We start from the raw sequence: 14827 nt of genomic DNA on the forward strand, positions 1-14827 counted from the left end.
CCGCGCGCCGTCGGCGGCCGCCCACAGCCGCTGCCGCGAGCCCGGATCGCCGCCGAGGAGCCGCTCGGCCGTCTGCTCCGGTTCCGGCGCGGGCTCCCCCGCCGGACCGGCGGCGTGCACGGCGCACAGCACGCCGTGCCACTCCCGGATCTGCGCGTCCGTCGGATCATCGAGCGCGATGACGTCCATCCGACTGTTGTACCTGATCCCCGTCCGCCGCGGCCGGGAGCCCGGGCAACCCGTGGTTCCGGACGCCCGGAAGCCCCCTCACCGTTCGCGCGAGAACGCCTCCAGGATGCGCTCGGCGGCGAGCGCCGGGGTGAGCGTCCCGTCCGCGACGCTCTTCTCCAGGCCGGGCGCGAGATCGCGGACGGCGGGGTGGGCGTGCAGCTCGCCGAGCAGCCGGTCGCGGACCATCGCCCACGTCCAGCCGACCTGCTGGCGGCGGCGCCGCGCCTCCAGCTCGCCGGACTCGCGGAGCCGCTCCTGGTGCCCGACGATCTCGTCCCACACCGCGTCGAGGCCGGTGCCCTCGCGGGCGCTGCAGGTCAGGACAGGGGTGGCGCGGGCGCGCTCGTCGCTGCGCAGCAGCCGCAGCGCGCCGGACAGCTCGCGGGCGGCGCGCTTGGCCTCCATCGTGTGGTCGCCGTCGGCCTTGTTGACGGCGATGACGTCGGCCAGTTCCAGGACGCCCTTCTTGATGCCCTGGAGCTGGTCGCCGGTGCGGGCGAGGGTGAGGAACAGGAACGAGTCGACCATCTCGGCGACGGTCGTCTCGGACTGCCCGACCCCGACCGTCTCGACGAGGACGACGCCGTACCCGGCGGCCTCCATCACGACCATCGCCTCGCGGGTGGCCTTGGCGACGCCGCCGAGCGTCCCGGCCGTCGGGGAGGGGCGGATGAAGGCGTCCGGGTCGGCGGCGAGGCGCTGCATGCGCGTCTTGTCGCCGAGGATGCTGCCGCCGGTGCGGGTGGAGGACGGGTCGACGGCCAGCACCGCGACCTTGTTCCCCTCCCCCGTCAGCTTCGTGCCGAGCGCGTCGATGAACGTGGACTTGCCGACGCCCGGCACGCCGGTGATCCCGACGCGGCGGGCGTTCCCGGTGTGCGGGGTCAGCTCGACCAGGAGCCGCTGCGCCAGCTCCCGGTGGTCGGGACGGGCCGACTCGACCAGCGTGATCGCCCGCGCGATCCACGCCCGCGACCCGTCCCGGACCCCGGAGACGTAGTCCTGGAGTTCCGGCCTCACGTCCCGGCGTGCCCCAGCGTCGCGGTCAGCTCCTCCAGCAGGCCGATCGCGGCGTCGGCGAGCACGGTGCCGGGCGGGAAGATCGCGGCGGCGCCGGCGGCGCGCAGCTCGTCGAAGTCCTGCGGCGGGATGACGCCGCCGACGACGATCATGATGTCGTCGCGGCCGAGCGCGGCCAGCTCCTCGCGCAGCGCGGGCACCAGCGTGAGGTGGCCGGCGGCGAGGGAGTTGACGCCGACGATGTGCACGTCGGCCTCGACCGCCTGCCGGGCGACCTCGCCCGGCGTCTGGAACAGCGGGCCCACGTCGACGTCGAAGCCGAGGTCGGCGAAGCCGGTCGCGATCACCTTCTGGCCGCGGTCGTGGCCGTCCTGGCCCATCTTCGCGACGAGGATGCGGGGCCGGCGGCCCTCCTCCTGCTCGAACGCGGCGGTCGCGGCGCGCGCCTTCTCGATGCTGCTCACCTTGCCCGCCTCTTCCCGGTACACCCCGGAGATCGTACGGATCTGCGCGGCGTGCCGCCCGTACGCCTTCTCCAGCGCGTCGGAGATCTCCCCGACGGTCGCCTTCGCGCGGGCGGCGTCGATGGCGAGGGCCAGCAGGTTGTGGCTCAGGTCGGACGGGCGCGTGCCGTTCTCGGCGGCCTCGGCGGCGGCGGTGATCGCGCCGAGCGCGGCCTGCGTCGCGGTCTCGTCGCGCTCCTCGCGCAGCCGCCGCAGCTTCTCGATCTGCTGCGCGCGGACGGCGGCGTTGTCGACCTTGAGGACCTCGATGCGCTCCTCGACGTCCGGCCGGTACTTGTTGACGCCGATGACGGGCTGGCGGCCGGAGTCGATGCGGGCCTGGGTGCGGGCCGCGGCCTCCTCGATGCGCAGCTTCGGCAGGCCCTCGTCGATCGCCTTGGCCATGCCGCCGGCCTTCTCGACCTCGGTGATGTGGCCCCAGGCGCGGCGGGCGAGGTCGTAGGTGAGGCGCTCGACGTAGGCGCTGCCGCCCCACGGATCGATCGTCCGGGTCGTCCCGGACTCCTGCTGGAGCAGCAGCTGGGTGTTGCGGGCGATGCGGGCGGAGAAGTCGGTCGGCAGCGCGAGGGCCTCGTCCAGCGCGTTGGTGTGCAGCGACTGGGTGTGGCCCTGCGTGGCGGCCATCGCCTCGACGCAGGTGCGGGCGACGTTGTTGAACACGTCCTGCGCGGTCAGCGACCAGCCGGACGTCTGCGAGTGCGTCCGCAGCGACAGCGACTTGGGGTTCTTCGGGTCGAACTGCTTCACCAGCTTCGCCCACAGCAGGCGGGCGGCGCGCAGCTTCGCGACCTCCATGAAGAAGTTCATGCCGATCGCCCAGAAGAACGACAGGCGCGGCGCGAACGCGTCGATGTCCAGCCCGGCCTCGCGGCCCGCGCGGATGTACTCCACGCCGTCGGCGAGGGTGTAGGCCAGCTCCAGGTCGGCGGTGGCCCCGGCCTCCTGGATGTGGTAGCCGGAGATCGAGATGGAGTTGTACTTCGGCATCCGCTGCGAGGTGTACGCGAAGATGTCGGAGATGATCCGCATCGACGGCGCCGGCGGGTAGATGTAGGTGTTGCGGACCATGAACTCCTTGAGGATGTCGTTCTGGATGGTCCCCGCGAGGCCCTCCGGCTTCACCCCCTGCTCCTCGGCCGCCGCGATGTACAGCGCCAGGACGGGCAGCACCGCGCCGTTCATGGTCATCGACACGCTCATCCTGTCCAGCGGGATGCCGTCGAAGAGCTGCCGCATGTCGTAGATCGAGTCGATCGCGACGCCCGCCATGCCGACGTCGCCGGCCACGCGCGGGTGGTCGGAGTCGTAGCCGCGGTGGGTGGCGAGGTCGAACGCGACCGACAGGCCCTTCTGCCCCGCGGCGAGGTTGCGCCGGTAGAAGGCGTTGGACTCCTCGGCGGTGGAGAACCCGGCGTACTGGCGGATCGTCCACGGCTGCGTGGCGTACATCGCCGGGTATGGGCCGCGCAGGTACGGGGCGATGCCCGGCAGGGTGCCGAGGAAGTCGAGCCCGGCGAGGTCGTCGCCGGTGTAGAGCGGCGGGACGCCGATGCCCTCCGGGGTGTCCCAGGTGTGGGCCTCGGGGTCCTTGCCGGTGGCGTCGGCGACGGCGGCGCGCCAGCGCCTGGCGGCCGCGTCGGCGGGGGGCGCCGTCCCGAGCTCGATCTCGGTGAAGTCGGGGATCATTCGTTCACTCCCAGATCGCGGAGGGTGGTCTGCAGCGCCTCGATCGCGTCGCATCCGGCGTGCACGCGGGCGTCGACCCCCTCGTAGGTTCCCTTACCCGCGAGCCAGACCTTCACAGCACCGGCGTCCTTCAGGACCCGCGCCGCTTCGGCGGCCTGCTCCTCGTACAGGCGGTCGCTGGAGCAGATGCAGGCGACGGCCGTGCCGGACGCCGCGAACTCCTCGGGGGCGCCCGTGACCGTCTCGATGCCGCCGGCCTGGAACAGGTTGGCGGCGAACGACGCGCGCGCCGTGTGGACGGCGATGGGGCCGAGCGTGGCGAGGAACACCTTCGGGCGGGCGCCGGTGGCCTCGGCGTGGGCGTCGGACCGGTCGCGGAGCGCCTCGAAGTCCTGCGCGTAGGTCACGACGGGGAGCCCGCCGCCGGGACGCGCCGGAGCGGCGTCGCGCTCGGGCAGCTTCTCGGCCAGGTTCGGGAACTCGCTGACGCCGGTGAGCGGGGCCTTGCGGCGGGCCAGGTCCTTGCGGCGGCGCGCCCAGGTCGCGGCGATCTGGTCGGCGACCAGCCCGGACTCCAGGGCGGCGGCGAGGCCGCCGGCCTTCTCGATCTCGGTGAACCAGGACCACGCGGCCTGCGCGAGGCCCTCGGTGAGGCTCTCGGTGTACCAGGAGCCGCCGGCCGGGTCGACGACGCGGGCGAGGCTCGACTCCTCCAGCAGCAGCGTCTGGGTGTTGCGGGCGATGCGGCGGGCGAAGTCGTCCGGCAGGCCGAGCCGGGCGTCGAACGGCTGGACGGTGACGGCGTCGGCGCCCCCGACCCCGGCGGCGAACGCCGCGACGGTGGTGCGCAGCATGTTCACCCACGGGTCGCGGCGCGTCATCATCGCCGACGAGGTGACGGCGTGGATCCGCGCCGACGTCCCCTCGGCGGCGCCGCTGACCTCGGCGATCCGGGCCCACAGCCGGCGCAGCGCGCGGAGCTTGGCGATCGAGGAGAACTGGTCGGCGTTGACGGCGACCCGGAACTCGATCTGCCCGAACGCCTCGTCCACGCCCAGCCCGGCGCCGGTGAGGGCGCGCAGGTAGGCGACGCCGGCGGCGGCCACGGCGCCCAGTTCCTCCGCGTCGCCGCCGCCCGCGTCGTGGTACGGGGTGCCGTCCGCGACGACCGCGCGCAGCCGCGGGAACTCCCGGACGCACCGGGCGGCCAGCGCCGCCGCGTCGTCCAGGGACCCGGCGGTGCCGGTGCGGGCCTGCAGCCCGAGGGGGTCGGCACCGAGGTTGCCCGACGCGTCCGGCTGGTTCCCGCGCTCGGTGACCAGGGCGAGGAACGCCTCGGCCGCCTCCACCGCCTGCTCCCCCGCGTCCAGCACGACGGGCGCGAGGTCGAGCAGCACGCCGCGCAGGACCTCCGGCAGCGCGGCGACGGGCGTCCCGCCCTCGCCGAGCCGCAGCCAGACCGAGGTGGCGCCGTTCTCCAGGTCGGCGAGGACCGCCTCGCGCGTCACCGCCGGGTCCGGGTGGCCGTGCGGCTGCCGGACGTCCCAGCCGGCGAGGCCCTCGCCGTCCGGCCGCACCTCGCGGACGTAGGGGGCGAGCCCGGGGCGTCCGGGCGGGGCGTCGTCGCGCGTGTAGAGCGCGGCGATCGGCACTCCGTCGCAGGACTCGCGGGTCAGCAGGGACTCGATCTCGCCGAGAGGGGTCTCCTCGGTCGCCGCGCCGGACTTGCGCAGCACCCCCTTCACCATCTCCCGCCACCGGTCCCGCTCGGCCGGGGGGAAGGCGGCGGCCAGTTCGAGTTCTTCAGGCGGCACCGTCATGCCCTGGATGGTAAGCGCACGCCTACACCGCGTCCGAGACCGGGTCCCGGTCACCAGAACGGCCCGCCGGCGCGGGCCCGGCGCCGGTTAGCGGTCCGGGCTCGGGGAACAGGCCACCCCATGACGCTGGATCCGCTGCCGGGTGACCTCTACCACATGCAGGACCTGCTCGACGAGCGCGAGAAGGAGATCGTCGAGCGGGTGCGGAGCTTCCTGGAGTCGAAGGTCGCGCCGATCGCCGACGACTGCTGGGGCCGGGCCGAGTTCCCCTTCGACCTCGTCCCGCAGTACGGCGAGCTGGGCATCGCCGGGCTCGCCTACGACGAGTGCCCCGGGGAGCGGCCGAGCAGCCTGCTCGCGGGGTTCCTCGCGATGGACATGGCGCGCGTCGACCCGTCCATGGCCACGTTCTTCGGCGTCCACACCGGGCTGGCGATGGGCAGCATCGGCCGCTGCGGGTCGCCGGAGCAGCGCGAGCGGTGGCTGCCCGCGATGGGGCGGATGGAGAAGATCGGCGCGTTCGCGCTGACCGAGCCGGAGGGCGGCTCCGACGTCGCGCTCGGGCTGCGCACCACGGCGCGGCGCGACGGCGACTCCTGGGTGCTGAACGGCGCGAAGCGGTGGATCGGCAACGGCACCTTCGCCGACCTGGTCGTCGTGTGGGCCAGGGACGAGGCCGACGACCAGGTCAAGGGGTTCGTCGTCGGCAAGGACGCGCCCGGCTTCACCGCGACCCGCATCGAGAACAAGATCGCGCTGCGCACGGTGCAGAACGCGGACCTGACGTTCGAGGACTGCGTCGTCCCCGAGTCCGACCGGCTGGCGGGCGCGGCCGGCTTCCGGGACACCGCCGCGATCCTGCGCCGCACCCGCAGCGGCGTCGCCTGGCAGGCGGTCGGGGTGATGCTCGCCGCGTACGAGATCGCCCGCGACTACGCGGTGCGGCGCGAGCAGTTCGGGCGGCCGATCGCCAAGTTCCAGCTCGTCCAGGACCTGCTGGTCAGGATGCTCGGGAACGCGACGGCCTCGCTCGGCATGGTGGTGCGGCTGGCGCAGCTGCAGGACGAGGGCCTCTACCGCGACGAGCACTCGGCGCTCGCCAAGGCGTACTGCACCAGCCGGATGCGCGAGGCGGTCGGCTGGGGGCGCGAGCTGATGGCGGGCAACGGGATCGTCCTCGACTACGGCATCGGGCGGTTCGTCGCCGACGCCGAGGCGCTCTACTCCTACGAGGGCACCCGGGAGATCAACACGCTGATCGTCGGCCGCGCCGCGACCGGGCAGGGCGCGTTCGTCTGACCGCGCGCGGCGGTGCCCGCCTGCGGGTCCGCGCGGCGCGCCGCGCGGGCGCCCCGCTGCGGCCGCGCGGGCGGGGCGTTGCTAGAGTTCGGCGTCGAGGACCCGATCACGACGGGTCCCCGTCCCCCACCGAACGCGGAAAGAGAAGACTGCGCATGTCGACTGGCAGCCACGCCGGACGCCCGAAGTCCTGGATCGCCGTGGCCATCATCTTCGTCGGTTTCGTCATCGGCGGCGTGGGCATCGTCATGGGCCCCGACTGGATCGTGTTCGGCGCGGGCGCCGCGGTCGCCGTGATCGGCGGGATCATCGCCCTCGCGGTCGACATCATGACCGACGTCGTCGTCGACGACCCGCGGCAGTAGCCGTGTTCGGGCGGCCGCCCATCGAGGAGCGGATCGCGGCCCGCCAGCGCGAGCGCGGGCCGCTGAAGCCCGGGACCGTCTTCCCGCACGGCCCCGCGAAGATGCTGTTCTTCTTCGGCATCGGCGTGGTCGTGGTCACGCACGTCATCGCCCTGTCGATGTACTTCGTCGACAAGGGCCCCTGAAGCCTCCCGGCGCCGGCCCGGCGGCACCGGCCCGGCGCGGCCGGGCCGGTCAGCGGCGGTCCCTGTCCAGGCCGTTGTGCGGGCCCTTCCTCCCGCCGCCGAAGTAGAACAGGCCGACGAGCACCAGGGCCGCGATCGCCAGCACCAGCAGGAGCACGCCGATCGAGGTCGAGCCGGTCATCCGGACCACCTTCCTTCGTCGCTTCGCGGCGTCTCTCCTCCAACGCTGCCCGCTGAGCGGCGGGTCAAAAGAGGGTCAAGGAGATCCCGCTCCCCGGACGCGGCCACCTCCGGCGGGTGCGAAGCGGGCCGCGAGAACGTACCGTCGAAGTGACGCGGCCGCCTGCGAGCCCCCGACCCCGAGGTGGTGGGATGGCCCTGCGAATGGGAATCGAGGAAGAGTACTTCGTCGTCGATCCCGGTTCCCGGGAGGTCGTCCCCCGTGCCGCCGCCGTGGTGCGGCGCGCGGAGCGGGCGCTCGGCGAGCGCGCCTCCACCGAGCTGGTCGACTTCCTGGCCGAGGCGAAGACCCCGCCCTGCGACGACCTGGACAAGCTGGAGGAGCAGGTCGGGTCGATGCGCGCCGCGATGGCGGGCGCCGCGGCCGCGGAGGGCGTGCGGCTCGCCGCGACCGGCACGCCCGTGCTCGGCGACCTCGTGCCCGCCCCGATCGGCGCGGGCGCCCGCTACGCCGAGAGCCTCGCGTTCTACCGGGCGCTGGACGACGAGCAGAGCATCTGCTCCTGCCACGTCCACGTCGAGATGCCCGACCGGGAGCGGGCTGTCGCGGTCAGCAACCACCTGCGGCCCTGGCTGCCGACGCTGCTGGCGCTCGCGGCGAACTCGCCGTACTGGGCGGGCCGCGACACCGGGCACGCCTGCTGGCGGGTCATGACGTGGGCGCGCTGGCCGGTCGCGGGGCCGCCGCCGTACTTCGAGTCGTACGGGCACTACGAGGAGCTGGTCGGCACGCTGCTGGGGTGCGGCGCGCTGATGGACACCGGGACGATCTTCTGGGACGTCCGGCCGTCGGCGCGGCTGCCCACGGTCGAGGTGCGGCTCGGCGACGTCGCGCCGACCGCGGCGGACGCGTCGGTGTTCGCGGCGCTGATCCGCGCGCTGGTGGAGATGTCGGTGCGCGCCGTGGAGGCCGGGGAGCCCCCGCCCGATCCGCCGCAGGAGATGCTGCGCGCGGCGTACTGGCTGGCGGCCCGCGACGGCCTCGCGGGCGGCGGCGTGGACGTGTGCACGGGCCGTCCGGCGACGTTCCGGGAGCTGGCCGGGGACCTGCTCGCGCACGTCCTGCCCGCGCTGCGCGACAGCGGCGACCTGGACCGGGTCGCGGCCGGTGTGCGGCGGCTGATGACCGGCGGGACGGGCGCCGAGCGGCAGCGCGCCGCCTACCGTCGGAGGGGCCGGCTCACCGATGTGGTGGACGCCGCTCTCCTCCGCACCCGCGCTCTATGACATGATTCACCCGTTTTCACCTGCTCGTTCGCGGGTAATCGTTCGAGTGAACGGCGTTCACTGAGGGTTGGGGGCCACGAGGGCATGGATCCGGACGACGCGACACCGGGGGATCCGTTCGTCCATCCCGCCCTCTTCTATCGGGGCGACGAGGAGTACCTCGCCGGCACCGTCCCGTTTCTGCGCGCCGGCCTCGACGGCGGCGAGCCGGTGGCCGTCGCGGTCCCCGGACCCCGGCTCGGCGTGCTGCGCGAGGCGCTCGGCGACGCCGCCGGGGACGTCCGCTGGCTGGACATGACCGAGGCGGGCCGCAACCCCGGCCGGATCATCCCCGGGGTGCTGCGCGAGTTCGCCGACCGGCATCCCGCCGGGCGCGTCCGGATCATCGGGGAGCCGATCTGGCCGGGCCGGACCGATACCGAGTACCCCGCCTGCGCCCAGCACGAGGCGCTGATCAACCTGGCGTTCGCGGGGCGCGAGGTGTCGATCCTGTGCCCCTACGACGTGGCGGGCCTGGACGCCGTCGTGATCTCCGACGCCCGTGCCACCCACCCGGTCCTCATCGACCGGGACGGCGAGCGCGCCAGCGGCGACTACGCGCCCGGCCGCGTCATCAGCTCCTACAACCGGCCGCTGCCCGAGCCGTCCGGCGCCGCGCGGATGAGCTTCGACCTGGACGCGCTGCCCCGCGTCCGCGAGTTCACCTGCCGGTGGGCGCTGCACCTCGGCCTCGACCCGGAACCGGCGGGCGACCTGGAGGTGGCCGTGCACGAGCTGGCCGCCAACTCCTGCCTGCACGGCGGCGGGAAGGGGACGGCGCGGATCTGGTCCGAGGACGGCCAGGTCGTCTGCGAGGTCAGCGACTCCGGGACCATCACCGACCCGCTCGCCGGGCGGCGCCCGGCGGCGATGAGCCCGCTCGGCGGCCGCGGGATCCTGCTGGTCAACCACCTCGCGGACCTCGTCCGCATGCACACCGGGCCCGGCGGCACCACCGTCCGCGTGTACATGCGCGTCTGAGGAACGGCCGGTCCGCTGTGCCCGCTCAGCCCGCGACGGCTCGGCTCATGCCGGCGAGGGCCTCGGCTAGCAGCACCCCGCGACCGGTGGAGGCGGCCCATTCGGCGAGGGTCGCGCTGATGTTCAGCGCGAGCACCCGCGCGGCGGCCTCCCGCTCCGGCGGGACGGGCCCGTACGCCGCCAGGAGCGCGGCGCGGGCCGTGCCGGCGAACCCGGCGTAGGCGATCGACAGGTCGACGGCCGGGTCCGCCAGGCACACGTCGCCCCAGTCGATCACCCCGGCGGCCCGGCCGTCCGGGCCGAGCAGCAGGTGCCGGACGTGCAGGTCCCCGTGGACGATCACCGGTTCGCCGTCCGGCGCGTCCCGGTGCCGCGCGTCCGCGAGGAGGTCCGTCACGGCGGTGCCGCGTTCCCAGACGCCGAGGCGGACGAGCGAGTCCAGCCGGGGGAACGTCCGCTCGGCGCGGACGGCGGGGTCCGCCCGTTTCATCGGGTCGTGCGGCAGCCCCCTTCCCGCCCGCGCGGCGAGCGCCGGGGCGTGCAGCGCGCGCAGGAAGGCGCCGACCTGTTCCGCGAGGGCCGTCCGGTCCTCGTCCGCGGGCCTGACCTCGGCGAGTTCGCGGCCGGGGATGATCCGCGCGCCCCAGAACGGCCAGGGGAAATCGCCGGACGGCCCCGCGGTGAACCGCGGCACGGGGATCGGCAGCGGCAGGCTCGGGGCGATGGCGGGGAGCACCGCGATCTCGCGCTCGACGCCGGGGACGGCGATGCGCCTGCGGGGGAAGCGGAACGCCCACTCGCCGCCGACCAGGAAGACCGTGTTGTCCCATCCGATCGCGAGCGCCTCCACCGGGGCGCCCGCGAGCCCGGGGAACCGGTCGCCGATCAGCGCGGCCGCCGCCTCCGCCGTCACCTCATGTTCGGGCTCCCATTCGGGAACGGGCGGGCCTTCCGGTGGAGTCGTCACGCCGACGAACCGTACCGGGCGGCGCCGGCGGCCGCGCGTCATCGGGGCGCTCGGCGCGGGGACGTCCGGCCAGCCGGACCGCCGCGAGGACGAGCACGCAGCCCGCGATCTGCGAGAACCCGGGGCGCTCGCCGAGGACCGCGGCGCCGAACACGACCGCCAGGACCGGCTGGAGGAGCAGCAGCGTCCCGCCCTCCTCGGCGCGCAGCCTCGGCAGCGCGGCGCCGATGAGCATCCAGCCGCACACCTGGCCCGTCATGGCGAGCGCGGCGAGCCAGCCCAGCGCGGCCCAGCCGGGCGCGAGGTCGACGCCCTGCCACGGCGCGCCGATCACGACCGCCATGGCGCCTGCGCCGCACGTCGACAGCAGGACGGGCTGCGCCCGGTGGCGCTGCCCGCGTCCGGCGACGCGCGTGAGGAACAGGTAGCCCGCGTAGGCGGCGCCGGCGCCCACGCCGAACGCGATCCCGCCCGCCGGGTCCGTGCCCGTCCCGTGCTCGGCGACCCCGCCGGCGAGCGCGACGCCGCCGAGCATCACCGGGACGGCGAGCGCGAACGGCCGCGACGGGCGCTCGCCGAACACCGCGAGCGCCAGCAGCGGCACCACCACGACCTGCACGTTCACCAGGACGGTCGCGATCCCCGCGCCGACCCGGTCGATGGACGCGCCCCACAGCACCAGGTCGGCGCCCAGCAGCAGGCCCGCCGCCGCGTCGACCGCGGCGCGGCGCCGCGGCCCGGTCCGCCGCCGCTCCCACAGCGCGAGCGGCGCCAGCACCGGCAGCGCGAGCGCGCAGCGGAAGAACGCGGCCGTCCCCGACGAGACGCCGGACAGCCGGAACAGGATCGCCGAGACGGAGATGAACGCGGCCCCGGCGATCGCGAGCAGACGCGGGTCGATCCTTCGCACCCCTCCACGCTGCCGCGCCGCGATCCATTAGCACAAGCGAATGTTCTTAAGCGGAAATCGGTAGGATCGCTACCGTGACGATGAACCTGGAACGGCTCCGTGCCCTGCACGCGGTCGCGGTGCACGGATCGATCGCGGCGGCGGCCGAGGCGATGCACGTGACGCCGTCCGGCGTCTCGCAGCAGCTGGCCAAGCTCGAACGCGAGACCGGCCACGCGCTGCTCGAACCGCAGGGGCGCGGCGTGCGCCTGACCCGCGCCGGGCACGTCCTCGCCGGGCACGCCGCCCGGGTGCTCGCCCAGCTGTCGGCGGCCGCCGCCGAGCTGGACGGGCTGCGCGCGGACGTGACCGGGCCGGTCCGGCTCGGCGCGTTCGTCACCGCCGCCCGGTCGGTGCTGCCGCCCGCGCTCGCCGCGCTGCGCGAGCGGCACCCCGGCCTCACCCCCACCCTCCGGGAGGGCGAGGCGGAGAACGTGCTGCCCGCCCTGGCGCGCGGCGACCTCGACGTGGCGATGGTGGAGAGCTGGGACACCCTGCCGACCCCGTTCCCCGCCTCGGTGTCGAACGTCCTGCTGTCCTCGGACGTCATCGACCTGGCGCTCCCGGCCGCGCACCCGCTCGCCCGGCGCCGCACCGTCGACCTGCACGAGCTGCGGGGCCTGCGGTGGGCGGCGTGGACGGCCGGCGGGACCTGCGAGAAGCAGATCGTCCAGACGCTGCGCGAGCACAACGTCGACCCCGACATCGCCTGCAACGTGGCCGACTATGCCACCCAGCTGGCGTTCGTCGCCGCCGGGCTGGCCGCCGCGATGATCCCCCGCCTCGGCCGCGATCCCGTGCCCGCCGGCGTCCGGATGCTCGCCACCCGCCCCGTCGTGCGCCGCAAGATCTACGTGGCGTGGCGGACGGAGGCCGCGGGCCCGGCCGTCGACGCGTGCGTCGAGGCGCTGCGGGCCGCCGCCGAGCACTTCATGGAGGACCGCCTGGCGTCCTGAGCGGCGGAGGGCGCCGAGCCGTGGCCGAGACTTGACCGGGGCTTCAGGTGTAGCGGGCCACCGGCGGGAATGATCCCTGCGCCCGGAATCTCCCGATCGTTATGGGGAACGATGCGTTTTCTTGCTCGCGCGCACCAGATGCCCGTCCGGCTGATCGTGGGCGCGTTCGTCCTGAACTCGGGCCTGTCGAAGCTCAAGGGCGACGAGGGGACGGCCGAGTACATCCACGGCACCGCCAAGACCGCCTACCCGTTCCTGGAGTCGCAGGACAAGGCCGCGTTCACCCGCAACCTCGGCGCCGCCGAGGTCGCGCTCGGCACCGCGCTGGTCACCCCGGTGGTGCCGACGGTGCTGGCGGGCGCGGCGCTCACCGCGTTCGCGGGCGGGCTGGCCGGCCTCTACCTGCGGCTTCCCGGCATGCGCGAGGGGCTGCGGCCCACCCAGCAGGGCATCCCGCTCGCCAAGGACTCCTGGCTGATCGGGATCGGCGCCACGCTGGTGCTGGAGGAGCTGAGCCGGGCGCGCGAGGAGCGCCGCGGCCGCCGGCGCCGCCACTGACGGGCGGGCGCGCCCGAGCGGCAGGGAGGCCGAACCGGCTCCGGCACGGGTCAGCCCGCCTGATGGCCCGGTTGCAGGTCCGGCAGCGAGCGGAAGGTGAGCGGGGCGGCCTCGCCGTCTCCCGCCACCTCGATCGGGTCCAGCAGGAAACCGATGTGGTCGCCGAGGCCGACGCGCTCCAGGACGCGTCCGACCAGGTGGCGGCGGGCCGCGGAGAGCAGCGGCACGCCTGCGGGTCCCGGACGCCAGGAGCACCGGGCGAACTTGTCGACGTCGTCGCCGGTCCGCGCACCGAACAAGGCGGCCAGTTCCCGCTGGTCCTCGTCCTGCCCGAGGACGTGCACGGCGAGGACCGTCGCCGCCGTAGCCGTCCTGTAGGTGCGGTTGCGCCGGGACAGGCACACCAGGAACCGGAACGGGTCGATGCTGGTCTGCGTGGCGAACCCGACCAGGCACCCGGCCCGCTCCCCCGTGCCCGGATCGGCCGCCGTCACCACGAACATCGGGTAGTCGAACCCGGCGACGAACTCATCGGTGTCCACCCCGGCAGCCTATGCGGCCACGGCGGGACGGTCCTTCAGGCGCGGGAGTACAGGTAGGCGGCGGCGAGGGTCCGCCACGGGGCCCACGGACGGGCGCGCTCGTCGGCGGACCGCACCGACGGGACGGCGCCGAGGGCCCACTCGCGGGCCATCGCCTTGCGGATCTGCAGGTCCGCCGACGGCATCACGTCGGCACGCCGGAAGGCGAGGACGAGGACGCCGTCGGCGGTGAAGCGGCCGACGCCCTTGATCCCGGTGAGCTCGGCGTGCGCCTCCTCGTCGCGCATGCGGGCCAGCCGTTCCGGGCACAGCGAGCCCCGGACGATGCGCCCGGCCGCGTCGGTGAGCGTGCGGATCTTGGCCTGGGAGTAGCCGGCCTCCGCCAGCGCCCGGGGCGGAGCGTCGAGGAACTCCCCGGGGCCCGGCGTCCTGCCGCCGTACCGGTCGCGGAGCCGTCCGATGATCGCGAGGGCAGCGGCGTTGGAGATGTGCTGGTCGGTGACCTGCCGGAGCAGCGCCGTCCACAGGTCCGCGCCCCAGCCGTCGAACACCTCGGCCGGGTCGAGCCCGGGATCTCGCTCCACCAGGCGGCGCAGGACCGGGTCGCGGGCGCCGAGCAGCGCGCGGCCCTCGTCCCAGTCGCGGTCAGCGGGCACGGTCACCCCGCGGCGCGGCGACGGCGGCGGCGGCGGTGCTCGCGGACGCGGTGGCGGACGCCGCAGATCTCGGCGGCGCACCAGACCCGCCGGCCGGTCGGGTCCAGGAACAGCATCCCGCAGTCGCGGGCCGGGCAGGCGCCCAGCATCCGGGCCTCGGGGCCGGTGAGGTGCTGGGCCGCCTGGCGGGCGACGCGGCCGAGCGCCGCCCGGGTGGTCGCCGGCGGACGGGTCCGCGGTCCGGACGGCCCGTCGCGCAGTTCGAGGGGCTCGTCGGCGCGGAGGTGCTCGTTGACGCGGGCGACGTCGCCGGGCGGCCAGGCGTTCCCCCGCAGGGTGGCGAGCGCCAGGCCGCGCAGGGACTCGCGCAGCTCGCGCGCCCGGACGAGGTCGTCCTCATCCGGCGCGCGCTCCGGGAGGAGGCCTTCGGCGTCGAGCCACTCGCGGAGCCTCGCCGTGTCGCGGAGGCGTTCCACCGGCGTCTCGCCGTAGGCGTCGCCGACGGTGGCGACGAGGTCGAGCCACGTCGCCCCGGTGTCGAAGCGCAGCCGTTGGATGCGCGTGCCCGCGGGCGCCACCGTC

16 protein-coding genes and 1 pseudogene are annotated in these 14827 nt (G+C 74.9%); 7 read left to right on the plus strand and 10 right to left on the minus strand.

Annotation, left to right across the window (positions count from 1 at the left end; genetic code table 11):
• The 4 genes and pseudogenes from F9B16_RS25350 to F9B16_RS25365 form a co-directional block, all read right to left on the minus strand.
• Positions 1–189: pseudogene (locus tag F9B16_RS25350) on the minus strand (GNAT family N-acetyltransferase); the annotation flags it as partial.
• A gap of 78 nt (positions 190–267) precedes the next feature.
• Complete coding sequence (gene meaB / locus F9B16_RS25355) at positions 268–1251, minus strand: methylmalonyl Co-A mutase-associated GTPase MeaB (RefSeq protein WP_151542626.1); 984 nt, start codon at positions 1249–1251, stop codon at positions 268–270.
• On the minus strand, positions 1248–3461 hold the full coding sequence (gene scpA, locus F9B16_RS25360) for a methylmalonyl-CoA mutase (RefSeq protein WP_151542627.1): 2214 nt from the start codon (positions 3459–3461) through the stop codon (positions 1248–1250). Before scpA ends, meaB begins: the two co-directional genes overlap by 4 nt.
• Positions 3458–5281 carry a methylmalonyl-CoA mutase subunit beta gene (locus F9B16_RS25365; protein WP_151542628.1) on the minus strand — a complete coding sequence of 608 codons (1824 nt, stop codon included), beginning with the start codon at positions 5279–5281 and terminating at the stop codon, positions 3458–3460. Before F9B16_RS25365 ends, scpA begins: the two co-directional genes overlap by 4 nt.
• A gap of 120 nt (positions 5282–5401) precedes the next feature.
• Between F9B16_RS25365 and F9B16_RS25370 the strand changes: the two genes are divergently transcribed.
• The 3 genes from F9B16_RS25370 to F9B16_RS25380 all read left to right on the plus strand — a co-directional run bounded on the left by F9B16_RS25370 (position 5402) and on the right by F9B16_RS25380 (position 7130).
• Entirely contained in the window at positions 5402–6580 is a 1179-nt protein-coding gene (locus tag F9B16_RS25370; protein WP_151542629.1) for an acyl-CoA dehydrogenase family protein, read from the plus strand.
• 155 nt (positions 6581–6735) lie between these two features.
• The gene (locus F9B16_RS25375) at positions 6736–6945 is read left to right on the plus strand and encodes an HGxxPAAW family protein (protein WP_151542630.1); all 210 of its coding nucleotides are present in this window, start codon (positions 6736–6738) and stop codon (positions 6943–6945) included.
• 2 nt (positions 6946–6947) lie between these two features.
• On the plus strand, positions 6948–7130 hold the full coding sequence (locus F9B16_RS25380; RefSeq protein WP_151542631.1) for a hypothetical protein: 183 nt from the start codon (positions 6948–6950) through the stop codon (positions 7128–7130).
• A 49-nt stretch (positions 7131–7179) separates the two neighbouring features.
• On the opposite strand, the gene F9B16_RS53690 is transcribed toward F9B16_RS25380, so the two are convergent.
• On the minus strand, positions 7180–7311 hold the full coding sequence (locus F9B16_RS53690) for a hypothetical protein (RefSeq protein ID WP_264159785.1): 132 nt from the start codon (positions 7309–7311) through the stop codon (positions 7180–7182).
• A gap of 191 nt (positions 7312–7502) precedes the next feature.
• On the opposite strand from F9B16_RS53690, the gene F9B16_RS25385 reads away from it, so the two are divergent.
• Positions 7503–8597 (plus strand): carboxylate-amine ligase, encoded by a 1095-nt coding sequence (locus F9B16_RS25385; protein WP_151542632.1) that lies wholly within the window; start codon positions 7503–7505, stop codon positions 8595–8597.
• Positions 8598–8681: 84 nt separating this feature from the next.
• Positions 8682–9617: a sensor histidine kinase gene (locus tag F9B16_RS25390; RefSeq protein WP_151542633.1), complete on the plus strand. Its 936-nt coding sequence runs from the start codon at positions 8682–8684 to the stop codon at positions 9615–9617.
• Positions 9618–9642: 25 nt separating this feature from the next.
• On the opposite strand, the gene F9B16_RS25395 is transcribed toward F9B16_RS25390, so the two are convergent.
• Together F9B16_RS25395 and F9B16_RS25400 are read right to left on the minus strand one after the other, a co-directional pair.
• Positions 9643–10584, minus strand: a complete 942-nt coding sequence (locus F9B16_RS25395) for a phosphotransferase (RefSeq protein WP_225991930.1) — start codon at positions 10582–10584, stop codon at positions 9643–9645.
• Positions 10532–11494, minus strand: a complete 963-nt coding sequence (locus F9B16_RS25400) for a DMT family transporter (RefSeq protein WP_225991931.1) — start codon at positions 11492–11494, stop codon at positions 10532–10534. The genes F9B16_RS25395 and F9B16_RS25400 overlap by 53 nt, the downstream gene beginning before the upstream one ends.
• An 80-nt stretch (positions 11495–11574) precedes the next feature.
• On the opposite strand from F9B16_RS25400, the gene F9B16_RS25405 reads away from it, so the two are divergent.
• The gene (locus F9B16_RS25405; protein WP_151542660.1) at positions 11575–12489 is read left to right on the plus strand and encodes a LysR family transcriptional regulator; all 915 of its coding nucleotides are present in this window, start codon (positions 11575–11577) and stop codon (positions 12487–12489) included.
• 111 nt (positions 12490–12600) lie between these two features.
• Positions 12601–13047: a hypothetical protein gene (locus F9B16_RS25410; protein WP_151542636.1), complete on the plus strand. Its 447-nt coding sequence runs from the start codon at positions 12601–12603 to the stop codon at positions 13045–13047.
• A 50-nt stretch (positions 13048–13097) separates the two neighbouring features.
• Here the strand turns inward: F9B16_RS25410 and F9B16_RS25415 are convergent, their stop codons facing one another.
• Genes F9B16_RS25415 through F9B16_RS25425 form a run of 3 tightly spaced genes read right to left on the minus strand, consistent with a single transcriptional unit; the run spans position 13098 to position 14823 of the window.
• A complete protein-coding gene (locus F9B16_RS25415) occupies positions 13098–13589 on the minus strand; it encodes a flavin reductase family protein (RefSeq protein WP_225991932.1) in 492 nt (163 codons plus the stop codon).
• Positions 13590–13624: 35 nt separating this feature from the next.
• Entirely contained in the window at positions 13625–14245 is a 621-nt protein-coding gene (locus F9B16_RS25420; protein ID WP_192808983.1) for a DNA-3-methyladenine glycosylase family protein, read from the minus strand.
• Positions 14246–14247: 2 nt separating this feature from the next.
• Positions 14248–14823 carry a CGNR zinc finger domain-containing protein gene (locus tag F9B16_RS25425; RefSeq protein ID WP_225991933.1) on the minus strand — a complete coding sequence of 192 codons (576 nt, stop codon included), beginning with the start codon at positions 14821–14823 and terminating at the stop codon, positions 14248–14250.
• Positions 14824–14827: the final 4 nt, after the last annotated feature.

Origin of the sequence: Actinomadura montaniterrae, from assembly GCF_008923365.1 — a bacterium.
Lineage (GTDB): Bacteria > Actinomycetota > Actinomycetes > Streptosporangiales > Streptosporangiaceae > Spirillospora > Spirillospora montaniterrae.